The following is a 19,097-nucleotide window of genomic DNA, read 5'->3' on the forward strand; positions in this document are numbered from 1 at the left end:
CTATTTCGCGATAGCGCATTGGAGTGAAGGGGTTCTTAGTATAGTACGAAAGCTCGCGATGCGCCTATCGCGAATCTGTCCTACTTCTTCTGTAATGCGCGAACCGCGAGTCCGTCTCATGCGCGCCGCACCCGTGCAACCCACGCCGCAGCCCGCACGAGTGTTCGCTAATGAGAAACGAGTGCGCCGTGACAGATTTTACTATCACTATTGCGGGCGATTCCGCGTTGAACCTGGAGTTCGCCACCACCATATCAGCTCAAACAAGCGGGCTCATCAGAACAGCTGCTCAAACACTTGAGCAAGACCCTATCGAAGGTGTGCGCGAACTGGTTCCCACCTTCTGCTCGCTCATGGTCATCTACGACCCCTGCGCCATCGGCTTTGATGAGCTGGTAGCAAAAATCCGCGGCAAGCTGCGTAACCTAAACAGCGCCGAGAACGAAATGCGGCGCATCTGCGTCATTCCCGTATGCTATGGTGGAGTGTTTGGCCCCGACATGCAAACGGTGATGGAACATTCCGGTCTTTCCGAGGATGACGTGGTGCGCATCCACACCGGACACGACTACCTTATTGACATGCTGGGCTTTCTACCTGGCTTCGCTTATCTGGGCGGCCTTGACGAGCGGCTCCACACGCCACGCCTGGCCGTTCCCCGCACGAAGATCGAAGCGGGATCAGTGGGAATCGGCGGTGCCCAAACAGGTATCTATCCGCTCGACTCGCCCGGCGGATGGCAGATTATCGGCAGAAGCCCCGTGCGCCCGTACGACCCCACCCGCGAACAACCCATTCTGTACTCGGCGGGAGAATACCTGCGCTTTTCACCCATAACTCCTGAGCAGTATGCGGCCATCGAAACGCAGATCGCCGCCGGCGAATACGAGTACGAGTTCATTGTGGAAGGAGCGTGAAAACATGGGCGTCACCACCATCAAGCCCGGCGTTCTCACCACCGTGCAAGACTGGGGCCGCAGCGGTTACATGGGCAGCGGCTTCTCGCCTTCGGGCGTCATGGATACCCGGGCTTTCCGCATTGCAAACCTGCTGGTCGACAACTCGCAAAACGCCCCTGTTTTGGAATTTTGCCTGGCCGGACCTACGCTGCGATTCACCACGAACACCTTTATTGCCATCACGGGCGGTGATTTTGATCCGAAAGTCGACGGGCACCCCGTGCCCATGTACGCAGCGGTATTCGTGCGCCGCGGCAGCGTGCTGTCGTTCGGCGCACCGCGGCGCGGCATGTACGGATATTTAGCCGTTGCCGGCGAGAGCTTCCGCGTGCCCGAAGTCATGGGAAGTCGCTCAACGAATTTGAAATGCGGCATCGGCGGATGGAAGGGTCGTGCGCTGAACACCGGCGACTACCTTCCTTTCGAAACGAAAGGGCTCGATTTCCTGCCAAACCTCGGCTCGCACGCCCTGAACGGCGACGCGGCATTCTACGGATTCGACGAAACTGAAACTGTGCTACGCGTAGTACCAGGGCCGCAAGATTCCCTGTTCACCGAACGCGGCATGGCAACGTTTTTCGAAGAACCGTTTTCCACCACCACAAAATGTGACCGTATGGGGTTTCGCTTAGACGGCCCAGAAATTGAAACAGTTAATGGCTCGGACATTATATCCGACGGCATTGCCTACGGAGCTGTGCAGATACCCAGCCATGGGCGGCCCATCATCATGTTGGCCGACCGCCAAACCACAGGCGGCTACGCAAAAATAGGCACAGTTGTCTCGGTCGATGTCCCTAAACTGGTGCAATGCGCCCCGGGACGCACTATACGCTTTAAACGCATCAGCGTACAGGAGGCCCAGCAGCTCTTCCGCGAGGAAGCGCGGCACATGAAAGCGTTGGAGAAAATGGTGAGGCGCCCGTGTTCAGGTGGTATATCACCTCGCCGAACTGCACGCCGACTCACCCCCATCCTTGAGGCACAGGCACTCGCCTCCGACGGCGAGAAGCTATGGATCGAGCTGTCGCAGACCGATGCGCATAAACACGCCACTGCACGCAGCGAACAAGGGTAGCTTTGGTAACTCTGGTAACTTTGCGTAGCCGCAGGCTTTTGTGAACGAAACAACTGCGACTGCGCAACCGATAGAAGGAGATACGTATGGAAACGGGCAACATCAAGGAACTGTTGGCCATCATGGACGAAGGCGAGCTGTCCGCGCTGCGATACGACGACGGCGACGTAAAAATCGAGCTCGAGCGCACACCCGGTTCGATATCGGCAACCACCCTGCCGCTCATGGCCGAGCGCGTTGGGCAGCTGTTGAACGCCCGCAACGATCTCAGCGGCATCACCAGCGGCGCAGCGAGCGCCCCCACCCCTGCTGAAGACGACTCGATAACCGCCGTGAAAAGCCCCATGGTAGGAACGTTCTATGTAAGCCCGAGCCCCGACGAGGAACCGTTCGTGAAGATTGGTCAGGAAGTGCTGACTGGCCAAACGCTCGCCATCGTCGAAGCCATGAAGATGATGAATGAGATAACTGCCCCCGTTCCCGGCATCGTGACCGAAGTGCTGGCGGCCAACGGTACGCAGGTCGAATACGACCAGCCTCTGTTCCTCATCGCCACTGAGGCAACCGCATAGCGCACCGACGATCAGGAGACAGACCATGTTCACCAAGGTCCTCATCGCGAACCGCGGAGAAATCGCCGTTCGCATCATCCGCGCCTGCCGGGCAATGGGTATTAAAACGGTTGCGGTGTACTCAACCGCCGACCGTCACGCGCTGCACACCTACCTTGCCGACGAGGCAGTATGCATCGGCCCTGCTCCCGCACGCGATTCGTATCTGAACACCACCGCCATCTTAGCGGCTGCCGAAGGAACCGGTGCCGATGCTATTCACCCTGGTTACGGCTTCCTTTCCGAAAACTCCACGTTCGCAAAGCTCTGCCGCGACAATAACATCGTGTTCATTGGCCCCACCCCCGAGGTCATCGACCGCATGGGCAACAAGAGCCAGGCCCGCAAAACTATGATGGACGCCGGTGTTCCCGTGGTACCCGGCACCAAACGCGGCCTTCACGATGCCGATGAGGCGTTTGCCGAAGCACAAGCCATCGGCTGGCCCATCATGATCAAAGCGTCGTCGGGAGGCGGCGGCAAAGGCATGCGCGTGTCGCTCGACGAAAGCGATTTCGTTGACCAGTTCAACATCGCGCAGCGCGAAAGCGTGAATGCCTTCGGCGACAACACCATGTACCTGGAACGCTGCGTCATGAACCCGCGCCACGTTGAAGTGCAGATTATTGCCGACAACCATGGCAACGTGGTGGCACTCGGCGAACGTGACTGTTCGGTACAGCGCAACCACCAGAAGATGATCGAGGAAAGCCCCTCGCCGCTGCTCGATGAAACGCTGCGCCGCTCTATGATGGACGATGCCGTGAAAGCGGCGCGTGCCGTGGGCTACTCGAGCGCAGGTACTATTGAGTTTCTCATGGACGAGAACCGCAACTACTACTTCATGGAAATGAACACACGTATCCAGGTTGAGCACTGCGTCACCGAAATGGTCACGCACATCGACCTGATGGGCGAGATGATCCGCGTGGCAGCCGGCGACGAGCTGTCGTTTACGCAAGACGACGTGCGCTTACAGGGCCACGCTATCGAATGCCGCATCAATGCCGAAACGCCCGAGAAAAACTTCATGCCTTCGCCGGGCGTCATTTCGCAAATGCATCTACCCGGCGGCAACGGCGTGCGCGTGGATACCGCTGCCTACGACGGCTTCGAGATTTCCCCCTACTACGACTCCATGATCGCAAAAATAATCGTGCTCGGCCGCAATCGTACCGAAGCCATCGCCAAAATGCGCACCGCCCTTGAAGAGATGGTGGTAGTGGGCGTTCACACGAACCTCGACTTCCAGTTCGCCATCATGGAAAACGAAACGTTCAAAGCGGGACTCGCCAATACGAGCTTCATCGAGAAGTTTCTCGCCGGCGAAGTGTAGCGAGCCTGGCGAACACATTTCACAGCAAGCCAACCCCGCCCCCGTTTAACCGCATCCCGTTTCGGAAAGGAAGCAAAACCATGACCGAGAACCACGCGCTCACAAAGCCTGCCGGTGTAGACGACACCGTATGGCAGCAGATGCTTTCCGCTACGCCACAGCAAGCACGCCACCTCATCCGTAGCGGCGCATACGCAGCTCCCACCAGCGGGCTGTGCCCCGGCTACGCCCAGGCAAACCTGATTGTGCTGCCGAAAGAGCAGGCGTTCGATTTCTTGCTGTTCGCGCAACGCAACCCCAAACCCTGTCCGCTGCTCGAAGTAACCGAGGTTGGCAAGCGCGAAGCTACCATTTGCGCCACCGACTGCGACATCGCCACCGACTTCCCCAAATACCGCATCTACGAATATGGCCAGCTGGTCGCCGAAGTTGACAGTGTCGCAGACTATTGGCGCGACGACTTGGTGGCCTTCGTAATAGGTTGCTCGTTTAGCTTCGAAAGTGAGCTTATTGAGGCGGGCATCGAAATGCGTCACAACACCATGGGCTGCAACGTACCCATGTACCTAACCGGCGTTGCATGCACGCCAGCTGGCAGCATGAGCGGCAACATGGTCATGAGCATGCGCCCCATTCCCTACAACCAGGTAGTGAAGGCCACGCAGATATCAGGTGCTATTCCTAAAGTGCACGGCGCACCCATGCATATCGGTGACCCCGCTGCTATCGGCGTGAAAGACATCAACAAACCCGAGTTCGGCGATGCAGTGGAAATCCGTACGGGCGAAGTGCCTGTGTTCTGGGCATGTGGTGTCACGCCGCAATCGGTGGTTATGAGCAGCAAACCGCCGTTTGCCATCACCCATGCACCGGGACACATGCTCATCACCGACACGAAGAATGTCGATTTGAAGGGTTAGAGCGCTCGGGAGCCTTCCTGCATACGCGTCACGGTGGAAAGACGCTTCACTCCACCACAGCAGTACAGCAGCGCACCGGAAAAACCGCACGTAAAGCACTTCGGTTTCGCCTGTTGTAACATAAAACGAGCACGTGTGTGGGTACAATGTTGGTTCAAGCCCGGCCTGCATTGGTTTGCAAGCACGGGAAACCGTAAGCTCGGAAGAGCAGAAAGGAGGGGAATCGTGAACAAGTTCGTCGAAAAGCTGAAGAACATCGGCCCGGGCGCGCTGGTGGCTGCCGGCTTCGTTGGCCCTGGCACCGTCACCACGTGCACCGTTTCCGGCGCAAGCTACGGCTACACCATGCTCTGGTGTCTGCTCTTCGCTACAGTTGCCACGATCATCTTCCAGGAAATGGCAGCCCGCGTGGGCATCATCTCGCAGAAAGGACTCGGCGAAAACATCCGCGACCGTATCCCCAACGCAGTGCTGAAGTGGATCGCCATCATCATCGTCATTGTTGCCATCTTCGTGGGCAACGTTGCCTACGAAACTGGAAACATTACCGGTGGCACCTTGGGCATTCGCGCCATCAATTCCGACCTGCAGTTGATCCCCATCGTCATCGTGCTTGGCTTGGCCGCATTCGCCTGCATGTGGTTCGGTGGTCGCAAGGTCATTGAGAAGGTACTCACCGCTATCGTCGTATTCATGGGCGTGGTGTTCCTCGTAACCGCCCTCGCTTCCAGTCCCGATTGGGGCGCGGTGCTGAAGGGCCTGTTCACTCCTCAGATTCCCGAAGGTGCCGGCATCCTGACTGCCGTAGGCCTCATTGGCACTACCATCGTGCCGTACAACCTGTTCCTCCATGCCTCATCGGCAGCCCAGCGCTGGACCGACCCCGAGCATGTGAGCGACGCGCGTTTCGACACCGCACTGTCCATCGGCTTAGGCGGCATCATTTCCATGGCTATTCTCATTTGCGCGGGTGCAAACATTTTCGGTACCGGCGTTGAGGTCAAAAACGGCGCCGACATGGCCGTGGCACTGTCGCCGGTGCTGGGCGACTGGGCAACGTGGCTGATCGCCCTTGGCCTTCTGGCTGCCGGTTTCTCCAGTGCCATGACTGCACCGTATTCGGCTGCCTACGCCGTAAACGGCGTTTTGGGCTGGAAGAAGTCGACCGATGACATCCAGTTCAAGGCTATATGGGTTGTCGTGCTCCTGTGCGGCTGTGTTATGGCCATCGTGTGGGGCTCCAGTCCTACGCAGCTCATCTTGGTTGCGCAGGCGGCAAACGCCATCATCCTGCCCATCATGGCATTCTTTGTTATGTACTGCGCCAACAGCAAGGATTTGGGCACGTTTAGAAACCATGCGTTCGCAAACGTCTGTGGCGTGCTAATTATCGTTATCACGTTGTTCATGTGCTACCGCAACATGAACGCATTTATCACGTCGCTCTCCGCTCTTATCAGCGGCTAGGCACACTGACTGGCTGCTGGCTCGCTGATGCTCCTTCAGTAAGCCAGCAGCTCACAGATATCTATCGGTGCCGAGGTGCTCTCACGTCAATACCCGCTGAACCAAGCGCTTCACGCACCTGTTGCACAAACTGCAGCGCATGAGCATTGTCGCCATGAACACAGATCGTGTCAGCTTGCACCGTAATGGTTTTTCCGTTCACGCTTTCAATCGTACCATCACGCACCACACGCACCACGCGCTCAACCGCAAACGCCTCGTCGACGATCATAGCGTTTTCCTGCGTTCGCGGCACCAGCACACCTTCATCGGTGTAGTTACGATCAGTGAAGAACTCCTGTGCCGTTTGCATGCCGAGCGTGCGCGCGGCCTCAATCAGCTGACCGTTCGCCAGCCCCACCACCACCAGCTGCGGGTCGGCATCATAGATAGCCTGCGCTACTGCATCAGCAAACGGCCGATCAACAGCGCAACGGTTGTACAACTGCCCATGAGGCTTTACGTGAGCCAACTCAACGCCTACCGCACGGCAAAACGCCTGCATCGCACCAACCTGATAGAGCACGTAAGCATATCCTTCGTCGGGCGACAACTTCATGTCGCGTCGTCCAAAGCCCTGTAAGTCGGGATATCCCGGATGCGCACCGATTGAGGTTCCCGCTGCGGCAGCACGTTGTACCGTGTTTCGCATGACAATTGGATCACCTGCATGCATACCACAAGCAACGTTCACGCTCGAAACCAAGGGAATAACTTGCTCGTCAAGCCCCAGCGTATAACGACCGAAACTTTCACCCAAGTCGGAATTCAAGTCGACGCAATCCATCGCGCACCTCTTCCTAGTTATTTACGCAAAACAGCCTTCCCTATTGTACGACACAAAGAGGGAAGGCTGTTCGAAGCATTGATGCAGGTCTGCCACTACATCGGCGGGTAGCGCAGCACCAGATACACACCAGCAATCAGAACTGTAATCAGCATCATCGGGAAGCCAGTTTTCGTGAACTGCATGAAAGTAATCTCGTGGCCGTTCTTCTTGGCAATATCGGAGAGCACCACATTGGCCGAAGCACCGATAAGGGTACCGTTACCACCCAAGCAGGCACCAAGGGATACCGCCCACCACAAAGGCGTTACATCCATGCCGGTAGATTCCATGGTCAGAAGAATCGGAATCATGGTGGCAACAAACGGGATGTTGTCCAGGAAGCTGGAGATTACAGCCGAGCCCACCAGCAACACGAGCATGGTGACAAACACGTCGCCGCCGGTTGCAGAGATAAGCGCGTTGGCAAGCATCTCGATAACGCCGGTTTCAGCCATGGCGCCCACGATGATGAACAACCCGGCGAAAAACGATAGCGTTGTCCATTCCACCTCATGCAATGCACGCTCAATGCTTTCGCCCGAAATGAGCAACAGCACGCCAGCAGCCGTGAGCGCGATAACGCTCGATTCAACATGAAGCGCACCGTGGGCCATAAAGCCAATGACCACAAACACCATCACCACGACGCTTTGCCTCAGCAGACGCATACTCTTCACATGATCGTACTCATTGAGCTCCATGATGCGATGACGCTTCTCGTCATCAACATGCATCTTCTTGCCGTACATGATGTAGAACATGCCAATAACTACTGCCAAGATAACCACAACCACCGGTGCATCAACCATAATAAAGTCGGCAAACGAGTAGCCCGCAGCCGAACCAATCATGATATTTGGCGGGTCACCGATAAGCGTAGCGGTGCCACCAATATTCGACGCGAGAATCTCGACCATGAAGTACGGAAATGGATTAACCTCGAGCAGCTTACACACCGTCACCGTCATCGGTCCGATGAGTAGCACCGTGGTCACGTTGTCAAGAAAGGCCGATAACACTGCGGTCAACAGCACGAACAGTACCATGATTATCCACGGGTTACCCTTCGCGGCACGGGCACACTTAATGGCCAGAAACTCGAACAGGCCCGACTGCTTCACCACTCCCACGAACAGCATCATGCCGAACAGCACGCCAAGTGTGTTCATGTCCACGTGCTCACATGCTACGTCGAATGGCAAAATGCCGATCAGCATGACAAGCGCCGCGCCGGAGATAGCCGCAAGCGAGCGATGGAGCTTCTCCGACATGATGAAGACCATAACCACCACGAACACCACGATGGAAACGATTTGACTCACATCCAACGGAATTCACCTCTTTAATCGTACAGGGCAGGTCGTAGGCACCACGAGGTTAGCTTACTTCTAAGTATGCCCTTTTCTATGCACAGTCTTTACATTCGGTACATTCTACCGCGTTTGTAATTCGTTTATCCAAAAAACAAGGCCCTTGCAACGTTGTGTCAAGGGCCTTGTGGCTCTACTCGTAGCCTAATTTGTTAGCTTGTCTTCCCCTGGGGCAACTTGGCATTCTCTTTCATTGCCCGCAACTCATACGTCATATCAAACACCAAATCGGGCTCGATGTCGGGATAGTATTCCTTGAATTCCTCCAGCGACTCCATTTGCACGAAATGCTGCTGGAACATGTCGTGATAGCAGATGACAATCTTATTCTTTTCTGCTTCGACAGCGGCTGCCGCTGCAGCCTCAGTATCGTAGCGATGGAAGCCGTCCTCTCTAGCCTTGTCGTACTCGTTAAGCACATACGATGTTGTCGGCTCGGGATCGCCACCAGGGAAGATACTCTTCACCCTCTTTGTTCCCATGCGCGTACGAACATCGTGGATAATCATAAACGCAACAAGTGCAAATCCTACGTAGCCATTTAATCCGTACAAGATGTTTACCAAACCCTGATACGGCAAGAAGCACGCAACAGCACAGCCCAGGCAACCGCCAATAATTACGAACAGGCGATACATTGCCGTACCCTCTTTGGCAATGCGGCCAATGCCGGTCCACAGCAATGGAACCGAGGTGGTATAGATACCACAGAACACAATGAAGGCGTAAATGGTACCGAAAACTGGATTGATCTTGTTCGCCATAACCAGTGCAGGAATGTCGGCAACGCTCGTGTTCGGAATGTCAGCGATGAGCGCCAGCACGCACAGGATGGTAGCAGCAGCGATAAACACCGTCGATAAGATCATACCGATGTTCACCTCGCGCAACCGGTTCTTAGCGCCCATTTCTGCAAGGAACGTGGCAAACCACAAGATAACGAAACCGGCGTATGATGCACCCGACGCAATGGGGTTACCACCACCAACCTGACTTATCACGTCAGAGTATTCACCCGCATCGACTGCTGCCATGTTCTCCGGCAAGTTTTCGATGTTATTACCAAGCGAAATGATGGCCAGCGCGAAGATCATGACAACGATCACCGGGCCAATCTTTCCCAGCGCATTCACGATGCCGTCAAGACCAAACACAACAGTTGCCACTACCGCAACGGTCAGGATAATGGCACCAACACCGTTCGGCAGGCCCCATTGCTGCTGTGCGGTTGAGTTAGCGGCACCGCACATCACAAAGAAACAAACATAACAGAATATGGCTGCGAAGTAATCATAGAACTTACCAATATACTTGCCGCAGTAGTGCCCATAGATGTCGCCACCACGCTCAAGCTTAAGCCGGTTGCCGTTTGTGGCAAACGACAAGTTCGTGTACAAATAGATACCCATGGCCACAATAACGACCACGAAGAACAACGAGCCGTACGACGCATCGTATTGCATGACCTCTTGCATGGTCGCAAAACCGGCACCGATATAGAACGCGATGCACGCCCCACAGAAGCCTATGATAGCCGCAAGGCTTACTTTCCCCTTTCCCATAACGCAATCCTCTCAAAACGTAACGACTTTGAATAGGTTTTACCGTTATTGCCAACATCGTAGGATGCAACGCACCCTACGAAATAGCACACTGCTTTTGCAGATATCATCGTTTACATCATGCAGAATACACAAAACCACGGCCAAGTTACGTACTACTTGGCCGTCGCGATGTGCAGAATGCAGCCGAAAAAGAGGTGCCATTTCATCGCCATGGTTCGCACATGAGCGATCTCATTTGCTAACCATGGTTATACTACCATGGTTAGCATAATTGAAAAGGGGTTTCTTTTATGTTAGCGATAATTAAACTATCATGTTCAGTAAGTGGCATTACGCCATGACAGCATGCGTTTCGATATAGGTGCTCAGCACTTCCGTAGCAAACTCGCGTGCGCTACGCCCTTCCGATATGCCCTGAACGATTGCACCATCTACAAGGATCGACACCATATCAGACGACAAGGCAACGCCACTTCGCGAGACAATTCGCTCGATAGCCTGATTCAGTGATGCCCTCCCTGTGCGATACGCTTCGGTAACACTTGGCGACTCATCTGCCAACAACAACTGCAAATAGTGCGCAGAGAGCTGCGTGTCCTCGTTCGGTAAACACGCCTTCACCAATAAGTCAACCACGTTGGCACGGCATGTCGCACAATCCATAGATTCAGCCTCCGCTGCAACATTATCGGCTCGCTGAATCCACAACTGCATGTTGTAACGGGCAGCTTCCTGAAGCAACTGAGATGTCGATTCGAAGTAATAACCAACGGAAGAAGATGCAGCGCCCGCCCACTTGGCAACCTTACGATACGTAACCGCACCCGGTCCCTCTTCACGAAGCAACGCTGCAGCAGCTAAAACCAAAGAAGTCCTTGTAATTTGCGCTTTCAATGACTTCGGATTCTTCACTGCTTCGTTCATAACGCTCCTTCTGGTTTCAAGTACATTACGGTATCGGCGGAATTGCCGTTGGCAAGTATAGTGCCGCTTTGAAGAAGTCTCGTGAAAAACCCGTCGAATCCGCAAATTGTCGCGAGTTATAAGGGTCACAGAGGATCACAAAAGATAGAACACGATGAAACACGTATAGGAAGACACTGGCTGAAGCTGTCTTGTCATGTGTTAATCAGCAAGGATGGCAACATTAATCAGTGGCCACCTATACGTAATCGCGCCCCGCATACGCGGGGCGCGATTCAAAACTCCTGTGAGTTCCGAGTTAAACTCGTCCGATAGATCGAACTAGTTCTGGCCGTGGATCTCGGTCAGGCTCGTGCCAGAGTGCTCCTTGGAGCAGATGATGGCGATGAGCGCGATGATAGCGATAGCCACGAAGTAGAAGCCAGGAGCCAGCTGGTTGCCGGTGACGTTAACGAGCCACAGGCAGATAGCGGAGCAGGAGCCGCCGAAGATAGCGTTCGCCAGGTTGAACGTGAAGGCGAATCCGGTGTAGCGAACCTCGGTGGGATATTGCTCGTTCAGGTAGCTAGCCAGCGTACCGTCGTTGATGCAGAGCAGCAGCGCCATGAACAGCTCGACAGCCAAGCAGATCGCGAAGTTCAGCGTACCGAGCAGCATGTAAGCGGGCACCGTGAAGATAATGAAGCCAGCAGCAGCGATAAGCAGCATCTTCTTACGTCCGAACGTGTCGGAAATATGACCGGACAGGAAGATCATCGCGATGTAGGCAACCAAAACAATGGTGGTAATCGTACCGGCCTTAGCGGGGTCGTACAGCAAAACAGCCTCAAGGTAGTTCGGCATGAAGGTAAGCACTGCGTAGAAGCCGATGGCGTTCAGCATTGCAGAACCGAAGCAAATAAGGGTGGTGCGAGGATACTTAAAGATAACGTCGCGAACGGGGGTCTTGGCACCCGTGCCGCCCTCGGAGTGAGAAACCATTTCCTCATACACCGGAGAGTCGGTGAGGTGAGTACGGATGTAGTGCGTAATGTAGCCCAGCGGCAGAGCCAGCAGGAACGGGATACGCCAGCCCCAGTTGACTACGAAGTCGGACTCAGCACCAAAGATGCTGAACATACCAGTTGCGAAGAACGAACCAACCAGCAGGCCAGTTGCGGTGGAAGCCGGAACGGCGGACACGTACAGGCCGCGCTTCTCGGTGGGAGCGAACTCAGCGATGAACGTGGAAGCGCCAGCATACTCACCAGAAGCAGAGAAGCTCTGCAGGCAGCGCAGGCACAGCAGCAGCAGTGGAGCGCCAACGCCGATAACGGCATAACCAGGCAGGCAGCCGATCAGGAACGTTGCACCGGACATCAGCAGAATGGAAATGGACAGCGCCCATTTACGGCCCTTCTTGTCACCCATGTTGCCCCAGAACAGAGCACCAATGGGACGAACCAGGAAGGACAGAGCAAAGACGGCAAACGCCGACATGGTGGAAACAAGCTTGTCTTCGCCGGGGAAGAACACGACGGCGATGACAGTTGCCAGATACGAGTAGGAAGCATAGTCGAACCACTCGATAAAGTTACCCAGGAAGGACGAGAAGACGACCTTCTTCAGGGTTGCGTGCTGCTCAGCAGCAGATCCGTGGATTTCTGCCATGGGTATCTCCTTAAAACCTTTGGCAATGAATAATCGAGGGGCACCTGCACCACAGGCATAGATCATGCCGTCTCAAAAACCAGAACTCAAATCCCCTGTCTGATTTTTGGTCTGCATGACCAGCGGATGAATCAACCCCTCATCAAGGGGGGCTTGTTCTCTTTCGAGCAAGCCCCCCTTTGTCTCATGTGAAGCTGTTAGCCTCTCGTTGAGACGAACTTCCGCTCACGCGATTAGTCGTTCCACATCTCCGGGTGGATCAGCGTCGGGTCGGCAACGCGGTTCGGGAAGTAGTCGAGGCACTCGCCCTCGCGGTAAACGTCAGCCGTGGAGCAATGCAGGCCGCCGCCGAAGGCGTAGGCACCGCGCAGGTCAACGGGGATGACGTTCTGACCGAGCTGGTCGGCCTGCTCCTGCTGATACTTCTCGGAAGCCTCGATGATGGTGGTGTCGGGGTCGAGCACCAGCACGTTCATGGACAGCCACACGGAGGAGTAGCACAGCTCGGGCGGCTCGGTGTGAGCCGGCTGAGCAGCGTCGACGATCTGCCAGTCGTTGGCCTCAAAGATTGCCTTCTGCTCATCAGGCAGGTGGCGAACCGGGTTGTTGGTGATCAGGCCCGGCTTGTAAGGCACGAAGGTGGCGTCGATGTGGATCGGATAGGGGTCGCCCGGGAAGTTAACCGCATGGATACGGTACTCGGGGTAGTAGCGCTGGAACCACTCCATAGCGGTGCGGTTGGTGGTCAGGCCATGCTGGATGAAGAAGTCCTTGCCCATACGCATGACGTCAGCAGCGTCCCACATCGGCTCGACCTCAGTGGTCACGAAGTCCTTGTTGGCGGTGCGCTCCAGGCGCTCTTCCAACGTGATCTTCTCGTCGTAGTAGTTGTGCTTGTAGGACTTGTCGGTCAGGCGCGGACGCGGTGCCTGGGTCCACTTGAACTCGGGGTCCTCGTCGAAGTACTGCTTCATGAGCGGCCAGTAGGCCAGATACTCGAAGTAGCGGCAACGGAAGGAGTTCGCCGAAGCCATGATCTCGTTGCCAACCGTGAGCAGGATGTCGCGCGGGGGCATGCAGGTCATCATGGAATCGTTGGTGAAGTCAGGCGTGCCGATCTTCTGGTTCCACTGCAGAGGCGTCGGGCGGTCAACAACCACGCCGCGCTCTTCGAGAGCAGAAACCAGGTTCTCGAGGCAGGCGTTGCCAACCTCAACGGTGCGCAGCGGGCGCAGGCCCCACATGCCGCGCATGTCGGAGTCCACAGGAACCTTCTCAGAGGTTGCGGGCTCCTCGGGAGGAATGACGGAGTTGTCGCAGCGGCCAACGATGACGCGCTTCAACGGATCCCAGTCATTCCAAGACTTGACTATCTTCGCCATGACAGTCTCCTTTCTTTGGCAGAGGTCTTCTCTGCCTATACTGGCTATGCAGCTATCTCGCAGCCGATACGTTAGAAGAAGATTAAGGAGACTGGTGCCTTGAGTGCTCCTGAATCCTTTCCGTCGCACGTCTACCAGAATTGCCGATGTATCCATTAAAACACTCTTTTTGTTCACCTGCAACAGGCAAATTTGAGTGCCATTTAGACCCACATTCGATAAATTAATTGTGCAGTTGCACAATTTCTTGAACCCTTTATCTTTGACTCATACATGTTAATAATCATTCATTGGATATTATCGCGTTCACAAATTTCTTTGCGCATATTCAGCTCGCAATTTGTCCCAATTCATGCATAACTTTTCGCTCTGAAGAATACGAGAAATGGAGACACTCTGCACAAAATGTCTCTAGCGTGAACCCTTTTTCGCATTTTCTTTTCGTGCTTTCGCTCAGAAAAAAACATGTCTCCCAAAGCGAGAAGTGCTTTGGGAGACATGGGCACCACAATACTGTCCATCGATATACGTTTGGACTCTCATCGCAGCCGCGACAGAAGCACGAACACATACGCTACAACGTGGCGAGCGCCTGCTTCAAGTCGGTGATGATGTCGTCTGTATCCTCAAGGCCCACCGAGTAGCGAATGATGCCATCGGTAATACCCATGCTGGCTTTCACCTCGTTGCTCACGTTGTGATGCGTCATGCTGGCCGGGTGCTGTACAAGCGATGCCGGATCGCCCAAGCTCACCGCAACGTGTGCGAGCTTCATGGCGTTGACCACCTGCTTGCCCGCCTCAAATCGGCTGCGTCCGCCGAGGCCGTCCTTCAGCTCAAACGACAGGATACCCGTGTACAAGCCGTTCATCTGCTTCTTGGCAATCGCATGGTCGGGGAAGCTCTCCAAACCCGGGTATAAAACACGCTCAATGGCAGGTGAACTTTCCAGGAAGCGCGCAACAGCCAGCGCGCTTTCGCAGTGACGGCGCACACGCAGCTCAAGCGTCTGTAAGCCACGAATGATCAAAAACGCATCGAACGGCGAGCAGAAGCATCCGCCTGTTTTGGTAACGCCGATGTTCTTAATTTGCGCGATATCATCAGCTGAACCCACAATGACACCCGCAATAACATCGCCGTGACCGTTCAGATACTTCGTCACGCTATGCAGCACGATGTCGGCACCGCAAGCGAGCGGATACTGCACTGGCGGCGGAGCGAACGTGTTATCAACGACAACCTTAATGTCGCGCTCGCCCACTACCTGCGCAACACCGGCGATGTCGGTGAGACGCATCATGGGGTTCGTGGGCGTTTCAAAGTAGATCATCTTCGTGTTGGGCTTGATAGCTGCAGCAACCGCGTCGAGGTCGCCTGTATTGACCGGCGTGACCTCAATGCCGAACTTCGGCAGCACGTCGCGAATGACCACATTCGAGCAGCCATACACGCAGTCGCCCACGATTACGTGGTCGCCTGCCTGCAATAGCCCGATCATCACCGAACCCACAGCTCCCATGCCCGAGCCGGTGGCAACACAGTCCTCGCCGCCTTCAATGGCAGCCATCTTCAGCTCGAGCGCACGCACGGTAGGGTTGCCGCCACGCGAATACACGTAACCAGGTATCGTGCCCTCGAATTTCGCGATACCATCTTCCATGCTGTCGAAACAAAACGTCGACGTTTGGTAAATGGGAGTCGCCAGCGCACCGTAGGCTGGGTCAGGCTCCTGTCCAGCATGAATGGCGCGCGTAGTAAAGCCCGCGTTCGACAGATCAAGTTCCTCCACGGATTATTCCTCCTTTGCTTTTGCTAACGCTCGCCAGCGTGCGAGCACTTCGTGTTTTGTTTCTTGTCAGATCGGCTCGACAACGCCTGCAAACGCACGATCGAACAGGTCAGTCGACGCTTCATCCTGCTGCACAAACTCCGGCGTACCCACATATTCGTGCAATACAGCAAGACGGGGGTCATCAGCGCGTATGCCCAGATCCGCAAGCGTGCAGGGCATGTCCATGGCACGCATGATGCGCGTCAACCGACTGACCTCGTCGGGTGTATTGTTGTACACCACCTGAATGAGCAAACCGATGGCAACCAGCTCACCATGCAAGTATGGCGCAGCCTCTTTCGTGAAATATGTGCGCATGCCGTCGTAGAATTTGTGCGCAAGTGCGGTCTGATGAAAGCCTCGCGTAAGCGAGCTCACGATGCCCGTAAGCGCCAGGTTCACAAACGTCACCCGCTCCACGGCGTCGGTCAAGCGGCGCTGCTGCACGTCGGCATATGCCTTTGGCCCGTATTCGAGCAGCAACTTGCAATTAAGCCGCGCATGCTCATAGGCGCAGAAGCGCTGTACGTTTTCGCTCGTCGCATCAAACGTGGGCGACCCATTGGTTATCTCGTACAGCTTTGCCATGGAATCCATCATGCCGGCGGCGACGAGCCGCGCAGGCTGACAGGCCATAACCTGGGTGTCAACAAGCACAGCATTAATCTCGTGCTCATAACGCCACGTGCCGCCAAACTCGCCGCGCTCGGTATACAGAATACTCAACGGGCTGAATGCCGCACAGGTGGCAATACTCGTAGGCGCTTCGATGATGGGTACGCCTGCGTATTCCGCAATGGCCTTCGCGAAGTCCATGATGCGCCCGCCGCCCATACCAACCACCACGTCGCAACCAGCCTCACGCGCTTCCGCAGCGAACTGCTTCGCCGCCGCATGGGACGCATATCCTGCGTACATGTGGTCAACGAATTCCATGCGCGCTTTCCGAAGCGACGCGACCGCCACGTCACGGGCGGCCGCAAACGCATGCTCTCCTCCAATAAGGAAGGGCTTGGTGCCAAACCGGCGCACCTCTTTTGCCAGCCGACTAAGCGCTCCGGGCTCTTGGATGTAACGCCCTGCACCAGTTTTATACGCGATGTCAATGAACTCTTCGGTCATGAATATCCCTTAGTCCATCGTCCATTTCAGCATGTGATCCTTCACCTTTTCGAAGATCTGCATGACGATCACCAGTACAACAATCATGAACAAAAAGCCCGCCCACGTGTTGGCGTACAGACCGAAGTCGCCGTTCTTCTTGACGAAGTAGCCCATGCCGAACTGAGCGCTGTACATTTCAGCGAACACCAAGATGATGAACGAGCTACGAAGCGATGTAACCAAACCTGCCATGATGGAGGGCATGGCTGCGGGAAGCACCACCTTCGTGAGTTTTTTCATGCCGGTCAAACACAATGTGGCCGCGTTGTCGAGATAGCGCTTATCGATGGTCACGATGCCGGTGACGGTAGCGAACAGCGTCGCCCAAATGGTGTTGTACACGATCATGCAAATGGATGCCGACGCGAATGACGGAGCCAGATGCAGGATGAACGGCGACAGCAAGATGGCCGGAATCACACTGACAGCATAGATGATAGGGTAAATGCTCTCACGCAGGCGCTTGTTTAAGCCCATGAGAATACCAAGGGCAAGCGCAATCACCGTGCCGATGATGAGCGACGGAATAAGCAGCCGCATGGACGCCATAAAGTTCATAGGCATGACGTCGGCGTTGTCCTTGAATGCGTTGGCGATCTTGTCCACCGTAGGGAACAACACCGGATCGAGTATCGCCCGATCGGTGACGAACTTGTACAGCAAGAAGATACCCACCAACAACACCGCAGTGATCCAGTACTTCTTTACGAATTTCACGATATGGTCCATGCGCGTCCCTTGTCCGTCTGTTTGCCTGTGCACGGCCGGCGGCCCGAGTTGACTCGAGCGTGACCGGCCGCCTGTTTGCGGGCCACACATGCGCGACCCGCACTCCTACCTTGCGTTTTGAGTACTACGCGTTGTACTCTTCGAAAATCTCGTTGCGCTTGTCGTAGAAAGCCTTGCTTTCCGCACCATACTTCTCAGTGCATTCGTCGAGCGCAGCCTTGTACAGCGAGGTGTCGATATGATCCTCGATGTTGATGTCCTCTGCTCCCTCGGGGAACAGACCCATCTCCATCATCCAGTCCCATGCACGGATGACCGAGCTCTTGTACGGGTCGAGGTCGAGGTCGTAGTGCTCGTTGTCCATGTAGGCCTTCACGTAATCGACCGTAGAGCCGGTCTGCTCGACAACGATCTCAGCAGTTTCGTCGCGATGCTGCTCGTACCAATCCTGCGCGCGCATCCATGCGACGAGCATGGCGGTTACCGCTTCGGGGTTCTCATCGAGGAACGCCTGACGGGAGTCAACACGGCAGCACGAGTAGTTCGGCGTGATGTCGCTGCAGTAGGCCATAACGTCGATCTCGTCAGCCAGCTGCTGAATGGTGTAGTTCTGGCTGGTGCCGCAAATGGCGTAGTCGGCCTTACCGGTGCGCACAGCCTCTACACGGTCAGCGTGGTTGGAAAGCACGATCGTCTCAACCTCATCCATGGTATGACCAGCATCGTAGAACGGGCCAAACACGGCGAACTCGTTGCCCGAGCAAGCAATTGTCTTGCCAACCAGGTCCTCAACGCCATTCCACTTAGTACCCTTCTTGGCGATGATGGGCATGCAACCATTGATCATGTAGCCAGCATAGATGGTGAGGTCCTGGCCGGAGGCAACATGCGTGAGCGGCAGGTTGGTGCCGTTGTTGGACAGCACGTCAACCTTGTCGGAGAACAGAGCAGCGAACGCATCGTCGGACGAGTTGAACACCGACACCTCAACGTTCACGCCAGCATCCTCCAGGTAGCCATTCTTCTCGGCAATAGCGTTGAAGATGTGACCGTCGTTGGTGGTGCCCAAGCGGATGGTCTTCTTCTCGGCCGGCTTCTCTTCAGTGGCCGGTGCCTCTTCAGCAGCAGGCTCGGTGGTGCTTGCAGGTTCCTCGCTCGAGCAGCCGGAAAGTGCAACTGCCGCCGCGGCAGCCGCAGTTGCCGAAAGCCCGACGAACTTGCGACGCGAGATGTTTTCCAT

General features: G+C 55.5%; 16 protein-coding genes. 6 read left to right on the plus strand and 10 right to left on the minus strand.

Annotation, left to right across the window (positions count from 1 at the left end; translation table 11 throughout):
* Window positions 1-188 precede the first annotated feature (188 nt).
* The 6 genes from pxpB (at window position 189) to G7Y43_RS01155 (ending at window position 6,371) form a co-directional block, all read left to right on the plus strand.
* The gene (gene pxpB / locus G7Y43_RS01130; protein ID WP_165043198.1) at window positions 189-917 is read left to right on the plus strand and encodes a 5-oxoprolinase subunit PxpB; all 729 of its coding nucleotides are present in this window, start codon (window positions 189-191) and stop codon (window positions 915-917) included.
* Between the two features lie 4 nt (window positions 918-921).
* Window positions 922-2,037, plus strand: coding sequence for a biotin-dependent carboxyltransferase family protein (locus G7Y43_RS01135; protein ID WP_165043201.1), 1,116 nt, complete (start codon window positions 922-924; stop codon window positions 2,035-2,037).
* 86 nt (window positions 2,038-2,123) lie between these two features.
* Window positions 2,124-2,609: an acetyl-CoA carboxylase biotin carboxyl carrier protein gene (gene accB, locus G7Y43_RS01140; protein ID WP_165043203.1), complete on the plus strand. Its 486-nt coding sequence runs from the start codon at window positions 2,124-2,126 to the stop codon at window positions 2,607-2,609.
* 25 nt (window positions 2,610-2,634) lie between these two features.
* Window positions 2,635-3,984, plus strand: coding sequence for an acetyl-CoA carboxylase biotin carboxylase subunit (gene accC / locus G7Y43_RS01145; protein WP_165043206.1), 1,350 nt, complete (start codon window positions 2,635-2,637; stop codon window positions 3,982-3,984).
* 80 nt (window positions 3,985-4,064) lie between these two features.
* Complete coding sequence (locus G7Y43_RS01150; RefSeq protein WP_165043208.1) at window positions 4,065-4,904, plus strand: putative hydro-lyase; 840 nt, start codon at window positions 4,065-4,067, stop codon at window positions 4,902-4,904.
* Window positions 4,905-5,129: 225 nt separating this feature from the next.
* Window positions 5,130-6,371 carry an Nramp family divalent metal transporter gene (locus G7Y43_RS01155; protein ID WP_241158093.1) on the plus strand — a complete coding sequence of 414 codons (1,242 nt, stop codon included), beginning with the start codon at window positions 5,130-5,132 and terminating at the stop codon, window positions 6,369-6,371.
* A 61-nt stretch (window positions 6,372-6,432) separates the two neighbouring features.
* Here G7Y43_RS01155 and G7Y43_RS01160 read toward each other — a convergent pair whose 3' ends face one another.
* From G7Y43_RS01160 to G7Y43_RS01205, 10 genes are all read right to left on the minus strand, one after another.
* Window positions 6,433-7,197 carry a LamB/YcsF family protein gene (locus G7Y43_RS01160; RefSeq protein WP_165043210.1) on the minus strand — a complete coding sequence of 255 codons (765 nt, stop codon included), beginning with the start codon at window positions 7,195-7,197 and terminating at the stop codon, window positions 6,433-6,435.
* Window positions 7,198-7,292: 95 nt separating this feature from the next.
* On the minus strand, window positions 7,293-8,567 hold the full coding sequence (locus tag G7Y43_RS01165) for an SLC13 family permease (RefSeq protein ID WP_165043213.1): 1,275 nt from the start codon (window positions 8,565-8,567) through the stop codon (window positions 7,293-7,295).
* Between the two features lie 194 nt (window positions 8,568-8,761).
* Entirely contained in the window at window positions 8,762-10,171 is a 1,410-nt protein-coding gene (locus G7Y43_RS01170) for a hypothetical protein (protein WP_206215067.1), read from the minus strand.
* Window positions 10,172-10,504: 333 nt separating this feature from the next.
* A complete protein-coding gene (locus tag G7Y43_RS01175; RefSeq protein WP_165043215.1) occupies window positions 10,505-11,098 on the minus strand; it encodes a TetR/AcrR family transcriptional regulator in 594 nt (197 codons plus the stop codon).
* 321 nt (window positions 11,099-11,419) lie between these two features.
* Window positions 11,420-12,748, minus strand: coding sequence for an MFS transporter (locus G7Y43_RS01180; RefSeq protein ID WP_165043218.1), 1,329 nt, complete (start codon window positions 12,746-12,748; stop codon window positions 11,420-11,422).
* A 233-nt stretch (window positions 12,749-12,981) separates the two neighbouring features.
* Window positions 12,982-14,130: a serine/threonine protein kinase gene (locus G7Y43_RS01185; RefSeq protein WP_165043407.1), complete on the minus strand. Its 1,149-nt coding sequence runs from the start codon at window positions 14,128-14,130 to the stop codon at window positions 12,982-12,984.
* Window positions 14,131-14,704: 574 nt separating this feature from the next.
* Window positions 14,705-15,922 carry a PLP-dependent aspartate aminotransferase family protein gene (locus G7Y43_RS01190; protein WP_165043220.1) on the minus strand — a complete coding sequence of 406 codons (1,218 nt, stop codon included), beginning with the start codon at window positions 15,920-15,922 and terminating at the stop codon, window positions 14,705-14,707.
* A 66-nt stretch (window positions 15,923-15,988) separates the two neighbouring features.
* On the minus strand, window positions 15,989-17,086 hold the full coding sequence (locus G7Y43_RS01195; RefSeq protein ID WP_165043223.1) for an iron-containing alcohol dehydrogenase family protein: 1,098 nt from the start codon (window positions 17,084-17,086) through the stop codon (window positions 15,989-15,991).
* Between the two features lie 9 nt (window positions 17,087-17,095).
* Complete coding sequence (locus tag G7Y43_RS01200) at window positions 17,096-17,857, minus strand: ABC transporter permease (protein WP_165043225.1); 762 nt, start codon at window positions 17,855-17,857, stop codon at window positions 17,096-17,098.
* Between the two features lie 124 nt (window positions 17,858-17,981).
* Window positions 17,982-19,097 (minus strand): ABC transporter substrate-binding protein, encoded by a 1,116-nt coding sequence (locus G7Y43_RS01205; RefSeq protein WP_165043409.1) that lies wholly within the window; start codon window positions 19,095-19,097, stop codon window positions 17,982-17,984.

The organism is Adlercreutzia sp. ZJ138 (assembly GCF_011038935.1).
Taxonomy (GTDB): domain Bacteria; phylum Actinomycetota; class Coriobacteriia; order Coriobacteriales; family Eggerthellaceae; genus ZJ141.